This window comes from Janthinobacterium sp. PLB04 (assembly GCF_021165895.1).
Taxonomy (GTDB): domain Bacteria; phylum Pseudomonadota; class Gammaproteobacteria; order Burkholderiales; family Burkholderiaceae_D; genus Janthinobacterium; species Janthinobacterium lividum.
This window is the reverse complement of record NZ_CP088968.1, coordinates 4,976,385-4,993,230: the sequence shown is the minus strand read 5'-3', so window position 1 is coordinate 4,993,230 and position 16,846 is coordinate 4,976,385. Positions and strand designations below refer to the sequence as shown.

Below are 16,846 nucleotides of genomic sequence, written 5' to 3'. Positions count from 1 at the left end.
CGCAGGGCGGCCTTCTTTGGCGGGCGGCGCATTGCCGCGCCGCCAAAACTGGACTTAGGCCAGCAGGTGTTTCACGCCTTCGCGCTCTTCGGTCAGTTCTTTCAGGGTCAGGTTGATGCGCTCTTGCGAGAATGCATCGATTTCCAGGCCTTGAACGATGGTGTACTCACCATTGTCGGTGGTGACCGGGAAGCCGAACACGGTGCCTTCAGGGATGCCATACGAGCCATCCGAAGGAACGCCCATGGTGGTCCACTTGCCGGCGGTGCCCAGCATCCAGTCATGGATGTGGTCGATGGCGGCGTTCGCTGCCGACGCTGCCGACGACAGGCCGCGCGCTTCGATGATGGCGGCGCCGCGCTTGCCGACGGTTGGCAGGAAGGTGTTGGCGTTCCATTCCTGGTCGTTGATCAGGTCTTTCACAGCCTTGCCGTTCACGGTGGCGAAGCGGTAGTCGGCGTACATCGTTGGCGAGTGGTTGCCCCAGACGGTCAGCTTCTCGATGTCTTTCACGGCGGTGCCGGTCTTGGCAGCGACTTGCGACAGCGCGCGGTTGTGGTCCAGGCGCAGCATGGCGGTGAAGTTTTTCGCTGGCAGCGATGGCGCCGATTTCATGGCGATGTAGGCGTTGGTGTTGGCAGGGTTGCCGACCACCAGCACTTTGACATTGCGCGAAGCGACGGCGTCGAGCGCCTTGCCTTGCACCGTGAAGATCTGGGCGTTCGCTTCCAGCAGGTCCTTGCGTTCCATGCCTGGGCCGCGCGGACGCGCGCCAACCAGTACGGCCACGTCGACATCCTTGAATGCGGTCAGCGGATCGGAGTGGGCGGTCATTTCCGTCAGCAGCGGGAATGCGCAGTCGTCGATTTCCATCATCACGCCCTTGAGCGCCTTCTGGGCTTTTTCGTCCGGGATTTCAAGCAGTTGCAAGATGACAGGCTGGTCTTTGCCGAGCATGTCGCCATTGGCGATGCGGAACAACAGGGCGTAGCCGATCTGGCCGGCGGCGCCGGTCACTGCAACACGCATTGGGGTTTTAGCCATGATGAATCTCCAAAAATGGGAAAGAAAACGGGCTTGAAGCTGGGCTTACGCTTATCCGGAAAAACTATAATGATACCAAAACCGGCCCGCGCCACCGAATTGCTGGTGTACGCTGCCGTCACGCTTGTGCTGCACGAGGCCTGAGTGGCTGGCCGACAACATAAAACGCTGGCTCACAAGTTTTATCGAGGGCAGTTTAGGCCCCTGATCTGCATCTGTCAATCATATCTTATGTCTTATATAAGACAGATAACTACGAGTCTTTTACTGGACGCGGGCAGTGATTTGTGTTGAAATGTCGGACTATGAATTCCGCCTCGTCCAATCTGACCAACAATGCCACTGCTGCAAGCGGGGCGGTCAGTCCGACCGCGGGCACCCCGGCCACGCCCGTTGCCGCAGCGGCCGGCACTGCCGCCACCCCTGTTGCCAGCGTGAATACCACTGCTGCCGTGGCCGCGCCTGCCGCAACTGCATCGCCCACCTTCAGCCCCCTGTACCAGCAGATCAAGGCGCTCATCACGCAAAGCCTGCAATCGGGCGAATGGAAACCGGGCGAACTGATTCCCAGCGAAGTCGAGCTGGCAGGGCGCTTCAAGGTCAGCCAGGGCACGGTGCGCAAGGCCATCGATGAACTGGCCGCCGAGAATCTCGTCATGCGGCGCCAGGGCAAGGGCACCTTCGTTTCCACCCACCATGAGGCGCGCGCGCATTTCCGCTTCCTGCGCCTGGTGCCGGACGAAGGCGTACCGCATTATCCTGAAAGCAAGTTTATCGAAGTCAAGCGCGTGCGCGCGCCAGCCGACGTGGCGCGCCTGATGGATCTGAAGTCCGGCGACGCCGTCATCTTCATCAAGCGCGTGCAGTATTTCGACGGCGTGCCGACCATCGTCGAAGAGCTGTGGCTGCCCGGCCTGATCTTCAAGGGCCTGACGGCCGAACGCCTGGTGGAATACAAGGGCCCCATGTACGGCCTGTTTGAAACGGAATTCGGCACGCGCATGATACGCGCGTCCGAACAGATTCGCGCCGTGTGCGCCGACGCGGGCGCCGCGCAATTGTTAAATATCGACCTCGGCACGCCCCTGCTCAGTTCCGAGCGCGTGTCGTTTACCTACGGCGACAAGCCGGTCGAACTGCGCCGGGGCCTGTACCTGACCAGTCGCCATCATTATCAGAATGAACTCAGCTGAAGCGGCGGGGCGCCCGTGGGCGTCCGAACAAGCAGCAAGGCTGAAGTGCATCGCTTGCAAGATGCCTGCCGCAAGGCGGGCAACGGAGACAACGGAAAGCGCAGCGACAGCATGGCCCGCCCCGGCGGGCCGTGTTTTGCCGGCGATTCTGTAATTAAATTACGTGAACTACGGAAAGTAGCGCGGTATTTTGTAGTAAAAAACCATTTTGGTTATATGTAACAATAGATATTGGTATCGGTTGCGAAAATCGGCGAAAATCGCGGCTTCAATATTTAGTTGAAATTCAAAGGGGAGGTTTTTGTTATGTCTGAAGCCGTAAGAGAAGTACCAAAAAAAGAACGGCCGCAATTCCGTAACATCCATGTTACCGAATTGTCGAACTACCGCATGGCGATCGGCGCCATCGTCTCGATCCTGCATCGTATCAGCGGCATCATCATTTTCGCCCTGCTGCCGTGCATCCTGTACATGCTGGAACTGAGCCTGCGTTCCGAAATGTCCTACGCCTACTTCCAGGGCATCGCCTCGCACTGGTTCGTCAAGCTGATCACGCTGGGTCTGGTCTGGGCCTTCCTGCATCACTTCTGCGCCGGCATCCGCCACTTGCTCATGGACGTGCACGTCGCCGCCGAGAAAGAGCCCGCGCGCAATACCGCCAAGTTCGTTCTGGTGATCAGCCTGGTACTGACCGCTCTGGTCGCTTTGAAACTGTTTGGAGTATTTTAATGGCAAACAATAACATCGGACCGAAACGCCTCGTCGTCGGCGCCCATTACGGCTTGCGCGACTGGCTGGCGCAACGCGTCACCGCCCTCGTCATGGTGGCCTACGTCGCCATCCTGCTGATCGCCTTCCTGACCGGCAGCAACTTCAGCTATGAAGGCTGGGCAGGATTGTTTGCACAGCAATGGTTCAAATTATTCAGCCTGGTGACGTTTGTCGCCCTGTTCTACCACGCATGGGTCGGCGTACGCAATATCTGGATGGACTACGTGAAAAGCGTTGGCCTCCGCATGACCCTGCAAATTGCCACCATGCTGTGGTTGATCGCTTGTGCCGGCTGGACGGTACAGATACTCTGGAGTGTGTAATCGTGGCAGCATATAAATCTGCAATCCCTACCCGCCGCTTTGATGCGGTAATCGTTGGCGCCGGCGGTTCCGGCATGCGCGCGTCGTTGCAGCTGGCTGAAGCCGGTCTGAACGTCGCTGTACTGTCGAAAGTTTTCCCGACCCGCTCGCACACCGTTGCGGCGCAGGGCGGTATCGGCGCGTCGCTCGGTAACATGGCCGAAGACAACTGGTTCTGGCATATGTTCGACACCGTCAAGGGTGGCGACTATCTGGGCGACCAGGATGCCATCGAATTCATGTGCCGCGAAGCACCGAAGGTCGTGTACGAGCTGGAACACTTCGGCATGCCATTCGACCGCAACCCTGACGGCACCATCTATCAGCGTCCTTTCGGCGGCCACACGGCCCACTTCGGCGAAAAGCCGGTGCAGCGCGCTTGCGCGGCAGCCGACCGTACCGGTCACGCCCTGTTGCACACCCTGTACCAGCGCAACGTCCGCGCCCGTACGCACTTCTTCGTCGAATGGATGGCACTCGATCTGATCCGTGACGCCGACGGCGACGTGATCGGTGTTGTTGCGCTGGAAATGGAAACCGGCGAATGCATGATCCTGGAAGCAAAAACGACGGTCATGGCAACGGGCGGCGCAGGCCGTATCTTCGCCGCATCGACCAATGCCTTCATCAACACCGGCGACGGCATGGGCATGGCGGCACGCGCCGGCCTGCCGCTGCAAGACATGGAATTCTGGCAGTTCCACCCGACCGGCGTGGCCGGCGCGGGCGTATTGATCACCGAAGGCGTGCGCGGCGAAGGCGGCATCCTGATCAATAGCGAAGGCGAACGCTTCATGGAGCGCTATGCGCCAACCTTGAAGGATCTGGCGCCGCGCGACTTCGTTTCGCGTTCGATGGACCAGGAAATCAAGGAAGGCCGCGGCTGCGGTCCGAACAAGGACCACGTGATGCTGGACCTGCGCCATATCGGCGCCGACACCATCGCCAAGCGCCTGCCGTCGATCCTGGAAATCGGCCACAAGTTCGCCAACGTCGACGCCACCAAGGAACCGATTCCTGTCGTGCCGACGATTCACTACCAGATGGGCGGCATTCCAACGAACATCCACGGCCAGGTCGTCACCCCGACCGGTCCGGACAATTCGGCCAAGGTTGTCAACGGCCTGTACGCGATCGGCGAATGCGCCTGCGTCTCCGTGCACGGCGCCAACCGCCTGGGCACGAACTCGCTGCTCGACCTGGTGGTCTTCGGCCGCGCGGCCGGCAACCACATCGTCAACAGCGGCCTGAAAGCCAAGGAAAACAAGCCTTTGCCAGCCGACGCTGCCGATTTCGCCATGGGCCGCCTGGCGCGCCTGGAAAATTCGACCGGCACGGAAACCGTGCAGGGCGTGGCGAACGAGATTCGCGCCACCATGCAGAAGTACTGTGGCGTGTTCCGTACCGACGCGATGCTGGACCAGGGCGTGATCGAAATCATGAAGCTCGACGAGCGCCGCAAGCACGTCTCGTTCAAGGACAAATCGATGGTGTTCAACACGGCCCGCGTGGAAGCGCTGGAGCTGGACAACCTGATCGAAACGGCGAAAGCGACCATCGTCTCGGCAGCAGCCCGCAAGGAATCGCGCGGCGCCCACGCCCAGGATGATCACCCGACCCGCGACGACGACAACTGGATGAAGCACACGCTGTGGTACTCGGAAGGCAACCGCCTGGAATACAAGCCAGTCGTGACCAAACCGCTGACGGTCGATACCTTCAAGCCAAAACCACGTACTTTCTAAAGGTCAGAACATGGCACGCACTCTCAAATTCAAAATCTACCGCTACGATCCTGACCAGGATGCCAAGCCTTACATGCAAGACCTGACGGTCGAACTGAAAGACACCGACAAGATGCTGCTCGACGCACTGCAGCGCATCAAGTCGGACGTCGATGACTCGCTGGCCCTGCGCCGCTCGTGCCGCGAAGGCGTGTGCGGTTCGGACGCGATGAACATCAACGGCAAGAACGGCCTGGCATGCACCACCAACCTGAACGAACTGTCGGAGCCTATCGTGCTGCGTCCGTTGCCAGGTTTGCCAGTCATCCGCGACCTGATCGTCGACATGACGCAATTTTTCAAGCAATACGATTCGATCAAGCCTTTCCTGATCAACGACTCGATCCCGCCTGAAAAAGAACGCCTGCAGTCGCCGGAACAGCGCGAAGAACTCGATGGCCTGTACGAGTGCATCCTGTGCGCATGCTGCTCCACGTCGTGCCCGTCGTTCTGGTGGAATCCGGACAAGTTCGTCGGCCCGGCCGGCCTGCTGCAAGCCTACCGCTTCATCGCCGATTCGCGCGACGAAGCCACCGGTGCGCGTCTGGACAACCTGGAAGACCCGTATCGCCTGTTCCGCTGCCATTCGATCATGAACTGCGTCGACGTCTGCCCGAAAGGGTTGAACCCGAACAAGGCGATTGGCAAGATCAAGGAATTGATGGTCCGCCGCGCGATCTGATCCCCTGATCGCGTCCGCCGGGCGCCGTTTGCGGGAAGAGGGTATCCTCTCTTGCCTGCAGGCGGCGCCTGCAAAGCAGCACCGTGCCGCAAGGCACACGTAAAGTGGTAAACCAAATGACAGAATCAATTTTGTCCTCGCATCAGGCCGACCCGGCCAACCGCGCCCGCCTGCGCTGGCGTTCACGCCGTGGCCTGCTGGAAAACGACATTATCCTGACCCGTTTTCTCGATGCGTATGAAACCGAATTGACCGATGAAGAAGTTGACGCGCTGACGCGTTTGCTGGATTTATCGGACAATGCGTTAATGGATCTGGTACTGGCCCGTAAAGAGCCGGAAGGCGAAGTCGATCTGCCGCATGTGCGCGCACTGCTGCAACGACTGCGCATTGCCTAGACGCCTGGGCGATATATTGCAAACGGTGCGAGTGGCGCGCTGTAGCACTGCCGAATTGCGGTGCGAATTGCAGCCAGAATTTTTGATTTTAATTTCGACTCACTCCCGAGAAGGAAGAGCCCATGAATATCTCTGACACAAAAGCTACCCTGTCGTTCTCCGATGGCAGCCCATCGCTTGAATTTCCAATCTACAAAGGCACGGTTGGCCCGGACGTCATCGACATCCGCAAACTGTACGCCGGTAGCGGCAAGTTCACCTACGACCCAGGCTTTATGTCGACGGCCGCCTGCAACTCGTCGATCACCTACATCGACGGCGACAAGGGCGAGCTGCTGTACCGCGGTTACCCGATCGAACAGTTGGCCGTCAACGCCGACTTCATGGAATCGTGCTACCTGCTGCTGAACGGCGAATTGCCGAACGCGGCGCAAAAAGCCAAGTTCGTCGACACCGTCACCAAGCACACGATGGTGCACGAACAGATGCAATTCTTCTTCCGTGGCTTCCGCCGCGACGCGCATCCGATGTCGGTCCTGGTGGGCACCGTCGGCGCGCTGGCATCGTTCTACCATGACTCGCTGGACATCAACGACCCGCGTCACCGCGAAGTGTCGGCCATCCGCCTGATCGCCAAGATGCCAACCCTGGTCGCCATGACCTACAAGTACTCGGTCGGCCAACCGTTCGTGTACCCACGCAACGACCTGTCGTACAGCGCCAACTTCATGCACATGATGTTCGCCAACCCGTGCGAAGAGTACAAGGTCAACGACGTGCTGGTGCGCGCCCTGGACCGCATCCTGATCCTGCACGCGGACCACGAGCAAAACGCATCGACATCGACCGTCCGTCTGGCCGGTTCGTCGGGCGCCAACCCGTTCGCCTGTATCGCTGCCGGTATCGCCTGCCTGTGGGGCCCTGCCCACGGCGGCGCCAACGAAGCGGCACTGAACATGCTGAAGGAAATCGGCACCGTCGAGAACATCCCTGCCTTCATCGAGCAAGTCAAGGACAAGAACTCCGGCGTCAAGCTGATGGGCTTTGGCCACCGCGTGTACAAGAACTTCGATCCACGCGCCAAGCTGATGCGTGAAACCTGCTACGAAGTGCTGCAAGAACTGGGTCTGCAAGACGATCCGCTGTTCAAGCTGGCGATGGAACTGGAAAAGATTGCACTGAACGACGAATACTTCGTGTCGCGCAAACTGTACCCGAACGTCGACTTCTACTCGGGCATCGTGCAATCGGCACTGGGCATCCCTGTGTCGCTGTTCACCGGTATCTTCGCTATGGCCCGTACGATCGGCTGGATCGCCCAGTGGAACGAAATGATCGCCGACCCAGAGCAAAAAATCGGCCGTCCGCGCCAGCTGTTCGTCGGTTCGACCACGCGCGAAGTACTGCCACTGGACAAGCGTTAATCCAGAGCGGTATCAAGCAAACAAAAAACGGGCTTCGGCCCGTTTTTTTATGTGCGTGTTCGATGCAAGCCAGGGCCGCCGGGCTGTTATGCTCGGTTCCTGGTTCAACAGGAAGTGCAACGCGATGAATGAAGAAATATGCGCCCCCAGCGGCGTGGCTCTCGGCGATACGGCATTTGGTTATACCTTGTCGCTGATCGGCGGCAAATACAAGATGCTGATCCTGTATGCGCTGGCGGAAAACACCGTGCTGCGGCATAACGAACTCAAGCGCCATCTCGGTGGCATCGCTTTCAAGACCCTCAGCGTCGTGCTGAAGGAGCTGGAAGCCGATGGGCTGATCGTCCGCAAGGAATATCCGCAAGTGCCGCCCAAGGTGGAATATTCGCTTTCCAGCAAGGGCGCCTCGCTGATCCCCGTGCTGCATGCCTTGTGCGCGTGGGGCGAACGGCACCAGCCAGCCTGAGGCGGATGCGCATGGCCAAACGTCTTTTCACGGCCTTGCAGCTTACTTTTCTTACTGTATGAGTGGTAAATGTGCGTACTTGTGAAAAGTACTCGCCATGGTTATGCTGTTTTTGCCCCTGCCGGCGCGCGGCCACATGCCGCGTGCCACGGGGCAGGGTACCGGCTTGCCTGCTTTCCTGTGCAGGCGGGCTGGTGCATCCATCCATTTTCAGGAAAGCAGCATGATGAAAACCCTCGTTATCGTCTTCCATCCCGCCATCGACACGTCGGTCGCCAACAAGCGCTGGCTGCAGGAACTGGCGCAGTATCCGGACCGCTACACCATCCACGACGTACAGCAGGCTTATCCGGATGGAAACATCGATGTGGCGCGCGAGCAGGCGCTGGTGGAGGCGCACGCCAATGTGGTCCTGCAATTCCCCATGTACTGGTTCAACTGCCCGCCCTTGCTGAAGCGGTGGCTCGACGAGGTGCTGGCATATGGCTGGGCTTACGGCACGGGAGGCGATGCCTTCAGGGGGAGAAAGGTGGCGCTGGCCGTCACGGCCGGCATCCGCGAGGAGGATTTCACGCCGGAAGGCAAGTGGAGCGTCACCCTGGCGCAGCTGCTGGCGCCGTTCGATGTCACCCTGGCGTACATCGGCGCCGACAACCGCCGCTTCTTTGCCTTCTATGGCGCGGAAGACGGGCCGAAGGAGGCGGGCTATGCCGATCGGCTGGCGCGCAGCGCACAAGAATACGAGCGCTTCCTGGGTGCGTTGTAGGGCAGGCCTGCGTCGTGTCAGTTGAAGGCCGCTTCCAGCTGGCGCAGGGCGACGTGCCGGCCTTCCAGTTGCAGGCTGTCGCCCTCATAGGGCTGGGGCATGACGATGCGGTGCGGGGCATTGTGCTTGAGGATGCCGCCCCAGTGGGCGACCCTGGCGCCGGCCTGGCGGCGGATCGCCTCGACCGTGGCGCCGCTGGCGAGGATGCGGGCTTGCGGAAAGGCTTGCTGCAGCACGCCCAGGCCGAAATAGGCTTGCGGTTCGGCCGCACTGATATAGATGGTGGTCAGGCGCTTGCCGCTGGCGGCGATGGTGTGCGCTAACTGCGCTGCATCGCCGCGCAGGAACTGGGTGTTGACGAGGATGGCGTCCGCCATGCCGCTCAGCAGCAGCGAAGTGGACGGTGCGCGGCCCAGCACATCCAGGCGGAAGGTCTCCAGCGTGCGGGAGGGGCGGGCGGCGCGTGCAAACATATTATTCTTTCTGCATTGGATGCTCTTGTCGCATATTATCCTTTCGACCAGGCGCGAGAAATAGGGTAGATTGCAATACTTAGTTGCATGGATCGGACGAATCAAGGGAGTACCGCATGGACCGCATCACCGCCGCACAAGTATTCGTCGCCATCGCCGAGCGTGGCAGCATGGTGGCCGCCAGCGAAGCGCTCGACATGTCGCGCGCCATGGTGACGCGCTACCTGGCCGAAATGGAACAGTGGGCGGGCGCGCGGCTGTTGCATCGCACCACGCGCCGGCTGAGCCTGACGGATGCGGGCGATGCCACCCTGGCGCGCTGCCGGCAGATGCTGGAAGTGGCTGGCGCCATGGCCGTCACTTCGCCCGAGGGCCTCGATACGCCGCACGGCTTGTTGCGCATCACCTGTTCGCAATCCCTTGCGCAGACGGCGCTGGCTGGCGCAGTAACCGCTTACCTGCGGCGCTATCCGCGCGCCGCCGTCGACCTGCAGATGGAGAACCGCGCCGTCAACCTGGTGGAGCAGCGCATCGACCTGGCGATCCGCATCACCAACGCGCTCGAGCCTAACCTGATCGCGCGCCAGCTGGCCAGCTGCGCCTCGGTGGTGTGCGCCGCACCATCGTACCTGGCGGCGCACGGCACGCCGCGCCGGGCGCAAGACCTGGCCCTGCACAACTGCCTGACGTACACGTATTTCGGCAAGAGCCTGTGGCAGTTTACGCATGACGGGGAAGCGCTCACTGTCCCCGTCAGCGGCCGCCTGTCGGCGAATGAATCGCTGGTCCTGCTGGTGGCCACGGTGGCGGGGGCGGGCATCGCCATGCAGCCGCGCTTTTCGGCCACGCCGCTGATCGCCAGCGGGCAGCTGGTGGAGCTCTTGCCCGCGTACCAGCCGCAGGACATGGGCATCTACGGCGTCTACACCTCGCGCCAGCACATGTCGCCCCTGCTGCGCACCATGCTCGACTTCCTGGTGGAGTGGTTTGCCGGTGATCCCGATTGGTTGGCGGCCATCGCGGCGGCGCCGTTGCCGGGCAGACCAGTTGGACGCAAGCGGCACGCCGGCAGGGCCGCCGATGTGTTGTAAGCATAACAGTGACAGGCTTGCAAGCCCGGGAAAATCAACAACACAGCTTACATTTGCTTGCCAAATAAAATTCAACTAGGCGTTGTTGCGTTACAATACCGCGTGCTATTCTAAATGACGGTATGCAGAATGCTGGTGCAATAAAAAAGCCCTTCCCCACAACTTGATGTGCAATCCGCTAACCGGTCAGGCCGTGTCGCGGAAGGTTAGATTAACCCGCTAATTCCTCGCGAAGCGCGAAGAAAGGTGAGCAATATATGCAGCAATTAACGACCAACTCCTACCTGTTCGGTGGGAATGCTCCGTACGTGGAAGACCTGTACGAGGCGTATCTGAACAATCCAGGCTCGGTACCCGATAACTGGCGTTCCTACTTCGACGCAATGCAGCACGTGCCTGCCGTCGATGGCACCAACAAGCCTGACGTGGCGCATGCCTCCGTCGTCGCCTCGTTCGCCGAGCGCGCAAAAGCAGGTCCTATCCGCACAGTGACCGCTTCCTTCGATGCTGAAATGGGCCGCAAGCGCGTCGCCGCCACGCAGCTGATCGCCGCTTACCGCTACCTCGGTTCGCACTGGGCCAACCTGGATCCGCTGCAACGCCAGGAACGTCCGATGATCCCGGAACTGGAGCCGAGCTTCTACGGCTTCACCGACGCGGACATGGACACCGTGTTCAACATCAGCAATACCTATTTTGGCCCCGAGACCGCCACCCTGCGCGATCTGCTGAACTATCTGCGCGATACCTACACGCGTTCGATCGGCGCCGAATTCATGTACATCTCCGACCCGGCCGAAAAGCGCTGGCTGCAAGAGAAACTGGAAGCGATCCGCTCCACCCCTAATTTCACCCCAGAGAAAAAAATCCACATCCTCGACCGCCTGACCGCGGCTGAAGGCCTGGAACGCTATCTGCACACCCGTTACGTGGGCCAGAAGCGCTTCTCCCTGGAAGGCGGCGAAACCTTCATCGCCTCGATGGACGAAACCATCCAGCGCGCCGGCGAAAAAGGCGTGCAGGAAATCGTTATCGGCATGGCCCACCGCGGCCGCCTGAACGTGCTGGTGAACACCCTGGGCAAGGCGCCGCAGGAACTGTTCGAAGAATTCGAAGGCAAGCATGGCGACGACCTGCCTGCTGGCGACGTGAAGTACCATCAAGGCTTCTCGTCGGACATCTCCACCGCGGGCGGCCCGGTCCACCTGTCGCTGGCGTTCAACCCGTCGCACCTGGAAATCGTCAACCCTGTGGTCGAAGGTTCCGTCAAGGCCCGCATGGATCGCCGCGGCGACGCGCAGGGCGCGCAAGTGCTGCCTATCCTGGTGCACGGCGATGCCGCTTTCGCCGGCCAGGGCGTGGTCATGGAAACGCTGAATCTGGCGCAAACCCGTGGCTACCACACGGGCGGCACGGTGCATATCGTGATCAACAACCAGATCGGTTTCACCACCTCGGATCCGCGCGATGCCCGCTCGACCCTGTACTGCTCGGACGTCGTCAAGATGATCGAAGCACCGGTCCTGCACATCAACGCCGATGATCCGGAAGCCGTGGTGCTGGCGACGCAGATCGCGCTCGACTACCGCATGGAATTCAAGAAGGACATCGTCCTCGACATCATCTGCTACCGCAAGCTTGGCCACAATGAGCAGGATACGCCGGCACTGACGCAGCCACTGATGTACAAGAAGATCGGCCAGCATCCAGGCACCCGCAAGCTGTACGCGGACAAGCTGGTAGCGCAAGGCGTGATCCCTGCCGATGGCGGCGACAAGATGGTGGCCGCGTTCCGCGACGCCATGGACGCCGGCAAGCATACCGTCGATCCGGTCATCTCGAACTTCAAGAACAAGTACGCCGTCGACTGGCTGCCGTTCCTGAACAAGAAATGGACCGATTCGGCCGATACCGCCGTGCCGATGACGGAACTGAAACGCCTGGCCACCCGCATCACCACCGTGCCGGAAGACTTCAAGGTCCACTCGCTGGTGGAAAAAGTACTGGGCGACCGTGGCACCATGGGCCGTGGCGAAATGAACCTGGACTGGGGCATGGGCGAACACCTGGCCTACGCATCGCTGGTATCGTCCGGCTATGCCATCCGCCTGACGGGCCAGGATGCCGGCCGCGGCACGTTCGTGCACCGCCACGCCGTCTTGCATGACCAGAACCGCGAGCGTTGGGATGCAGGTACCTACATTCCGCTGCAAAACGTGTCGGACAACCAGGCGCCGTTCACCGTCATCGACTCGGTGCTGTCCGAAGAAGCGGTACTGGCCTTCGAATACGGCTACTCGACCGCTGAACCGAACACCCTGACGATCTGGGAAGCCCAGTTCGGCGACTTCGCCAACGGCGCGCAAGTGGTGATCGACCAATTCATCAGCTCCGGCGAAGTGAAGTGGGGCCGCGCTTCGGGCCTGGTCATGATGCTGCCGCACGGTTACGAAGGCCAGGGTCCTGAGCACTCGTCCGCGCGTCCGGAACGCTTCCTGCAGCTGTGCGCAGACAACAACATGCAAGTGGTGCAGCCGACGACGGCTTCGCAGATCTTCCATTTGCTGCGCCGCCAGATGGTCCGTCAGTTCCGCAAGCCGCTGGTCATCCTGACGCCGAAGTCGCTGTTGCGCAACAAGGATGCCGGTTCGCCGCTGACCGACCTGGCCAAGGGTGGTTTCCAGACCGTCATCGGCGAAGTCGACGACAAAATCGACGCCAAGAAAGTCAAGCGCGTGGTCGCCTGCTCGGGCAAGGTCTACTACGACCTGGTCAACGCACGCAAGACCCGTGGCCAGACCGACACGGCCATCGTGCGCCTGGAACAGCTGTATCCGTTCCCGCACAAGTCGTTCGCTGCTGAACTGAAGAAGTTCCCGAACCTGGTCGAAGTCGTCTGGGCGCAGGACGAGCCGCAAAACCAGGGCGCCTGGTTCCAGATCCAGCACAACATCTTCGAAGGCCTGGAATCGGGTCAGCGTCTGGCCTACGCCGGCCGTCCTGCTTCGGCGTCGCCTGCTGTCGGTTACTATGACAAGCACTACGCCCAGCAAAAAGATCTGCTGGAAACGGCATTCTCGAAGCTGAAGGGTTTTATCCTGACCAAGTAAGTGGCAGGATAGCGGGTGCCATGCGCATGCATGGCGCCTGTTCGCATACATCGTGACGGAGCGCCGCCCTTGCTACGCAGGGGCGGCGCCGCAATAACAAAATAAACGGAGTTTTACATGGCACAAATCGAAGTCAAAGTTCCCCAGTTGTCGGAATCGGTTGCAGAAGCGACCCTGCTGGCATGGCACAAGAAAGTCGGCGAACCAGTTGCGCGCGACGAAAACATGATCGATATCGAAACCGATAAAGTGGTGCTGGAACTGCCGGCGCCTGCCGCTGGCGTGATCGTGCAGATCATCAAGGATAACGGCGCCACCGTCGTCGCCGGCGAAGTCATCGCCATCATCGACACCGACGGCTCGGCCAAGGTCAGCCCGATGGAAGTGTCGGCCGTTGCCGCGCCAGCCCTGGCTGCCGCTGCGCAAGACACCGCTAACGCTACGGCGCCAGCCGCCGCGACCAAAGGCGATGTCGCCATGCCTGCCGCTGCCAAGATCCTGTCCGAAAAAGGCCTGTCCGCTGGCGATGTCGCCGGTTCCGGCAAAGACGGCCGCGTGACCAAGGGCGACGCCCTGGCCGCTTCCGCCAAGCCAGCTGTCGCGCCACTGGCGCCAGCCGCTGCCAAGCCAGCGCTGCAACAAGTTGCCACGCCGTCGGCCGCCAGCCTGGGCGACCGCCCTGAAGAGCGCGTGCCGATGAGCCGCCTGCGCGCACGTATCGCCGAGCGCCTGCTGCAATCGCAATCGACGAACGCCATCCTGACCACGTTCAATGAAGTGAACATGCAGCCGGTCATCGACCTGCGCAACAAGTACAAGGACAAGTTCGAGAAAGAGCACGGCGTCAAGCTGGGCTTCATGTCCTTCTTCGTCAAGGCCGCCGTCGCCGCCCTGAAAAAGTACCCGATCATCAATGCCTCCGTTGACGGCAACGACATCGTCTACCACGGCTACTTCGACATCGGTATCGCTGTCGGTTCGCCACGCGGCCTGGTCGTGCCTATCATCCGCAACGCGGACCAGCTGTCGATCGCCGACATCGAGAAAAAAATCGGTGAATTTGGCGCGAAAGCCAAGGAAGGCAAGCTGACCCTGGACGACCTGACGGGCGGCACGTTCTCGATCTCGAACGGCGGCACCTTCGGCTCCATGCTGTCGACCCCGATCATCAACCCGCCACAATCGGCCATCCTGGGCGTGCATGCGACCAAGGACCGCGCTGTCGTGGAAAACGGCCAGATCGTGGTACGTCCGATGAACTACCTGGCCATGTCCTACGACCACCGCATCATCGACGGCCGCGAAGCCGTCCTGGGCCTGGTGGCGATGAAAGAAGCGCTGGAAGATCCTGCACGCCTGCTGCTGGACCTGTAAGCACCGTAGTCCCCCGGCGTCGCCGCCGGGGCAATGTAGCTGATACCCCTTGCCAGAAGACGCAGCTGGCTGATCTCAATGAAAGAGGATTCCCATGAACGTCTCTGAAGAAATCAAGCGTCTGCACGAGTTGCACCTGGCGGGCGCCCTGAGCGACGCGGAATTCGCGCAAGCGAAAGCCAAGCTCCTGAGCAATATCAACCTGGACAAGCCCGACAGCACGTCCGGCGCCGGCGCCGATGCGGCGGCCGGCCCGGGGAACGACCTGGTGCAGGAATTCAACCGCCTGCGCCGTTCGCGCAACGACCGCTGGCTTGGCGGCGTGTGCGGCGGCCTGGGCCGCGCTTCCGGCATGGAAGCGTGGATCTGGCGCCTCGTCTTCGTCCTGTTTACATTGACCTTCGGCTTCGGCGTGGTGATTTACCTTCTATTGTGGATTTTCGTACCAGACGAAGAGATTGGAATAACAAAACATGAGTACTAAACAATTTGACGTAGTTGTCATCGGTGCGGGCCCTGGCGGCTACATCGCCGCCATCCGCGCAGCGCAGCTGGGCTTTTCCGTCGCCTGCGTCGACGAGTGGTCGAACGCCAAGGGCGGTGCCGCTCCTGGCGGTACCTGCACCAACGTCGGCTGCATCCCGTCGAAAGCGCTGCTGCAATCGTCCGAGCATTTCGAACACGCGGGCCACAGCTTCGCCGAGCACGGCATCGATGTCGCCGGCCTGAAGCTGAACCTGGGCCAGATGCTCAAGCGCAAGGACACCGTCGTCAAGCAAAACAACGACGGCATCTTGTACCTGTTCAAGAAGAACAAGATCGCCTTCTTCCATGGCCGCGCCGCCTTTGCTGCCGCCGCCGCTGGCGCGTACGAGATCAGCGTGACGGGCGAAGCCAACGAAACCCTGACGGCCAAGCACGTGGTCATCGCCACAGGTTCGAATGCGCGCGAACTGCCGGGCGCACCATTCGACGAGAAACTGATCCTGTCGAACACGGGCGCACTGGCCATCGACGCCGTACCAGCCAAGCTGGGCGTCATCGGTGCCGGCGTGATCGGCCTGGAAATGGGCAGCGTCTGGCGCCGCCTGGGTTCCGACGTCACCGTGCTGGAAGGCCTGCCGGTCTTCCTGGGCGCCGTGGACGAGCAGATCGCCAAGGAAGCGTCGAAGCTGTTCACCAAGCAAGGCTTGAAGATCAACCTCGGTTGCAAGATCGGTGCGATCACGCCGGGCAAGAAAGACGTCACCGTGGAATTCGTGGACGCCAAGGGCGAAGCGCAAAAAGCCGTGTTCGACAAACTGATCATCTCGATCGGCCGCACGCCGAACACGAATGGCCTGGGTGCCGACAAGGTCGGCCTGCAGCTGGACGAGCGCGGCTTCATCGCCGTCGACGGCGACTGCAAGACCAACCTGCCGAACGTATGGGCAGTGGGCGACGTCGTGCGCGGCCCGATGCTGGCGCACAAGGCGGAAGAAGAAGGCGTTGCCGTGGCCGAGCGTATCGCCGGCCAGCATGGCCACACCAACTTCAACACGATTCCCTGGGTGATCTACACCTCGCCGGAAATCGCGTGGGTCGGCAAGACCGAGCAAACCCTGAAGGCCGAAGGCATTGCCTACAAGGCCGGCACCTTCCCGTTCATGGCCAACGGCCGTGCGCGCGCGCTGGGCGACACCTCGGGCATGGTGAAATTCCTGGCCGATGCAACCACCGATGAAATCCTCGGCGTGCACATCGTCGGCCCGATGGCGTCCGAACTGATTTCCGAAGCCGTCGTGGCGATGGAATTTAAGGCCTCGGCCGAAGACATCGCGCGCATCTGCCACGCTCACCCATCCCTGTCGGAAGCGACCAAGGAAGCGGCACTGGCGGTTGACAAGCGCACGTTGAACTTTTAATTGT

16 protein-coding genes are annotated in these 16,846 nt (G+C 60.9%); 14 read left to right on the top strand and 2 right to left on the bottom strand.

What is annotated here, in order from left to right:
- Window positions 1-54: 54 nt before the first annotated feature.
- Window positions 55-1,044, bottom strand: coding sequence for a malate dehydrogenase (locus LSO07_RS22105; protein WP_034789110.1), 990 nt, complete (start codon window positions 1,042-1,044; stop codon window positions 55-57).
- A gap of 305 nt (window positions 1,045-1,349) precedes the next feature.
- On the opposite strand from LSO07_RS22105, the gene LSO07_RS22100 reads away from it, so the two are divergent.
- The 9 genes from LSO07_RS22100 to LSO07_RS22060 all read left to right on the top strand — a co-directional run bounded on the left by LSO07_RS22100 (window position 1,350) and on the right by LSO07_RS22060 (window position 8,890).
- Window positions 1,350-2,237 (top strand): GntR family transcriptional regulator, encoded by an 888-nt coding sequence (locus LSO07_RS22100; protein ID WP_081345455.1) that lies wholly within the window; start codon window positions 1,350-1,352, stop codon window positions 2,235-2,237.
- 306 nt (window positions 2,238-2,543) lie between these two features.
- Window positions 2,544-2,966 (top strand): succinate dehydrogenase, cytochrome b556 subunit, encoded by a 423-nt coding sequence (gene sdhC / locus LSO07_RS22095; RefSeq protein ID WP_034789105.1) that lies wholly within the window; start codon window positions 2,544-2,546, stop codon window positions 2,964-2,966.
- Window positions 2,966-3,331: a succinate dehydrogenase, hydrophobic membrane anchor protein gene (gene sdhD, locus LSO07_RS22090; protein WP_034789102.1), complete on the top strand. Its 366-nt coding sequence runs from the start codon at window positions 2,966-2,968 to the stop codon at window positions 3,329-3,331. The genes sdhC and sdhD overlap by 1 nt, the downstream gene beginning before the upstream one ends.
- 2 nt (window positions 3,332-3,333) lie before the next feature.
- Window positions 3,334-5,115 carry a succinate dehydrogenase flavoprotein subunit gene (gene sdhA / locus LSO07_RS22085; protein ID WP_034789101.1) on the top strand — a complete coding sequence of 594 codons (1,782 nt, stop codon included), beginning with the start codon at window positions 3,334-3,336 and terminating at the stop codon, window positions 5,113-5,115.
- A 10-nt stretch (window positions 5,116-5,125) separates the two neighbouring features.
- Window positions 5,126-5,836 carry a succinate dehydrogenase iron-sulfur subunit gene (locus LSO07_RS22080; RefSeq protein WP_034789099.1) on the top strand — a complete coding sequence of 237 codons (711 nt, stop codon included), beginning with the start codon at window positions 5,126-5,128 and terminating at the stop codon, window positions 5,834-5,836.
- A gap of 116 nt (window positions 5,837-5,952) precedes the next feature.
- Window positions 5,953-6,234: an FAD assembly factor SdhE gene (locus LSO07_RS22075; protein ID WP_034752073.1), complete on the top strand. Its 282-nt coding sequence runs from the start codon at window positions 5,953-5,955 to the stop codon at window positions 6,232-6,234.
- Between the two features lie 122 nt (window positions 6,235-6,356).
- On the top strand, window positions 6,357-7,658 hold the full coding sequence (gene gltA, locus LSO07_RS22070) for a citrate synthase (protein WP_035820759.1): 1,302 nt from the start codon (window positions 6,357-6,359) through the stop codon (window positions 7,656-7,658).
- Between the two features lie 124 nt (window positions 7,659-7,782).
- Window positions 7,783-8,124: a winged helix-turn-helix transcriptional regulator gene (locus tag LSO07_RS22065; protein ID WP_151096573.1), complete on the top strand. Its 342-nt coding sequence runs from the start codon at window positions 7,783-7,785 to the stop codon at window positions 8,122-8,124.
- 223 nt (window positions 8,125-8,347) lie between these two features.
- The gene (locus LSO07_RS22060) at window positions 8,348-8,890 is read left to right on the top strand and encodes an NAD(P)H-dependent oxidoreductase (protein ID WP_151096572.1); all 543 of its coding nucleotides are present in this window, start codon (window positions 8,348-8,350) and stop codon (window positions 8,888-8,890) included.
- Window positions 8,891-8,907: 17 nt separating this feature from the next.
- On the opposite strand, the gene LSO07_RS22055 is transcribed toward LSO07_RS22060, so the two are convergent.
- Window positions 8,908-9,363 carry a hypothetical protein gene (locus tag LSO07_RS22055; RefSeq protein WP_052140697.1) on the bottom strand — a complete coding sequence of 152 codons (456 nt, stop codon included), beginning with the start codon at window positions 9,361-9,363 and terminating at the stop codon, window positions 8,908-8,910.
- A 116-nt stretch (window positions 9,364-9,479) separates the two neighbouring features.
- Between LSO07_RS22055 and LSO07_RS22050 the strand changes: the two genes are divergently transcribed.
- The 5 genes from LSO07_RS22050 (at window position 9,480) to lpdA (ending at window position 16,842) form a co-directional block, all read left to right on the top strand.
- Complete coding sequence (locus LSO07_RS22050) at window positions 9,480-10,454, top strand: LysR family transcriptional regulator (RefSeq protein WP_034789090.1); 975 nt, start codon at window positions 9,480-9,482, stop codon at window positions 10,452-10,454.
- A 257-nt stretch (window positions 10,455-10,711) separates the two neighbouring features.
- A complete protein-coding gene (locus tag LSO07_RS22045) occupies window positions 10,712-13,564 on the top strand; it encodes a 2-oxoglutarate dehydrogenase E1 component (protein WP_034789088.1) in 2,853 nt (950 codons plus the stop codon).
- Between the two features lie 117 nt (window positions 13,565-13,681).
- Window positions 13,682-14,938 carry a 2-oxoglutarate dehydrogenase complex dihydrolipoyllysine-residue succinyltransferase gene (odhB, locus tag LSO07_RS22040; RefSeq protein ID WP_034789085.1) on the top strand — a complete coding sequence of 419 codons (1,257 nt, stop codon included), beginning with the start codon at window positions 13,682-13,684 and terminating at the stop codon, window positions 14,936-14,938.
- Window positions 14,939-15,032: 94 nt separating this feature from the next.
- Window positions 15,033-15,422, top strand: coding sequence for a PspC domain-containing protein (locus LSO07_RS22035; protein WP_151096571.1), 390 nt, complete (start codon window positions 15,033-15,035; stop codon window positions 15,420-15,422).
- Window positions 15,412-16,842, top strand: coding sequence for a dihydrolipoyl dehydrogenase (lpdA, locus tag LSO07_RS22030; protein WP_070282088.1), 1,431 nt, complete (start codon window positions 15,412-15,414; stop codon window positions 16,840-16,842). Before LSO07_RS22035 ends, lpdA begins: the two co-directional genes overlap by 11 nt.
- Window positions 16,843-16,846: the final 4 nt, after the last annotated feature.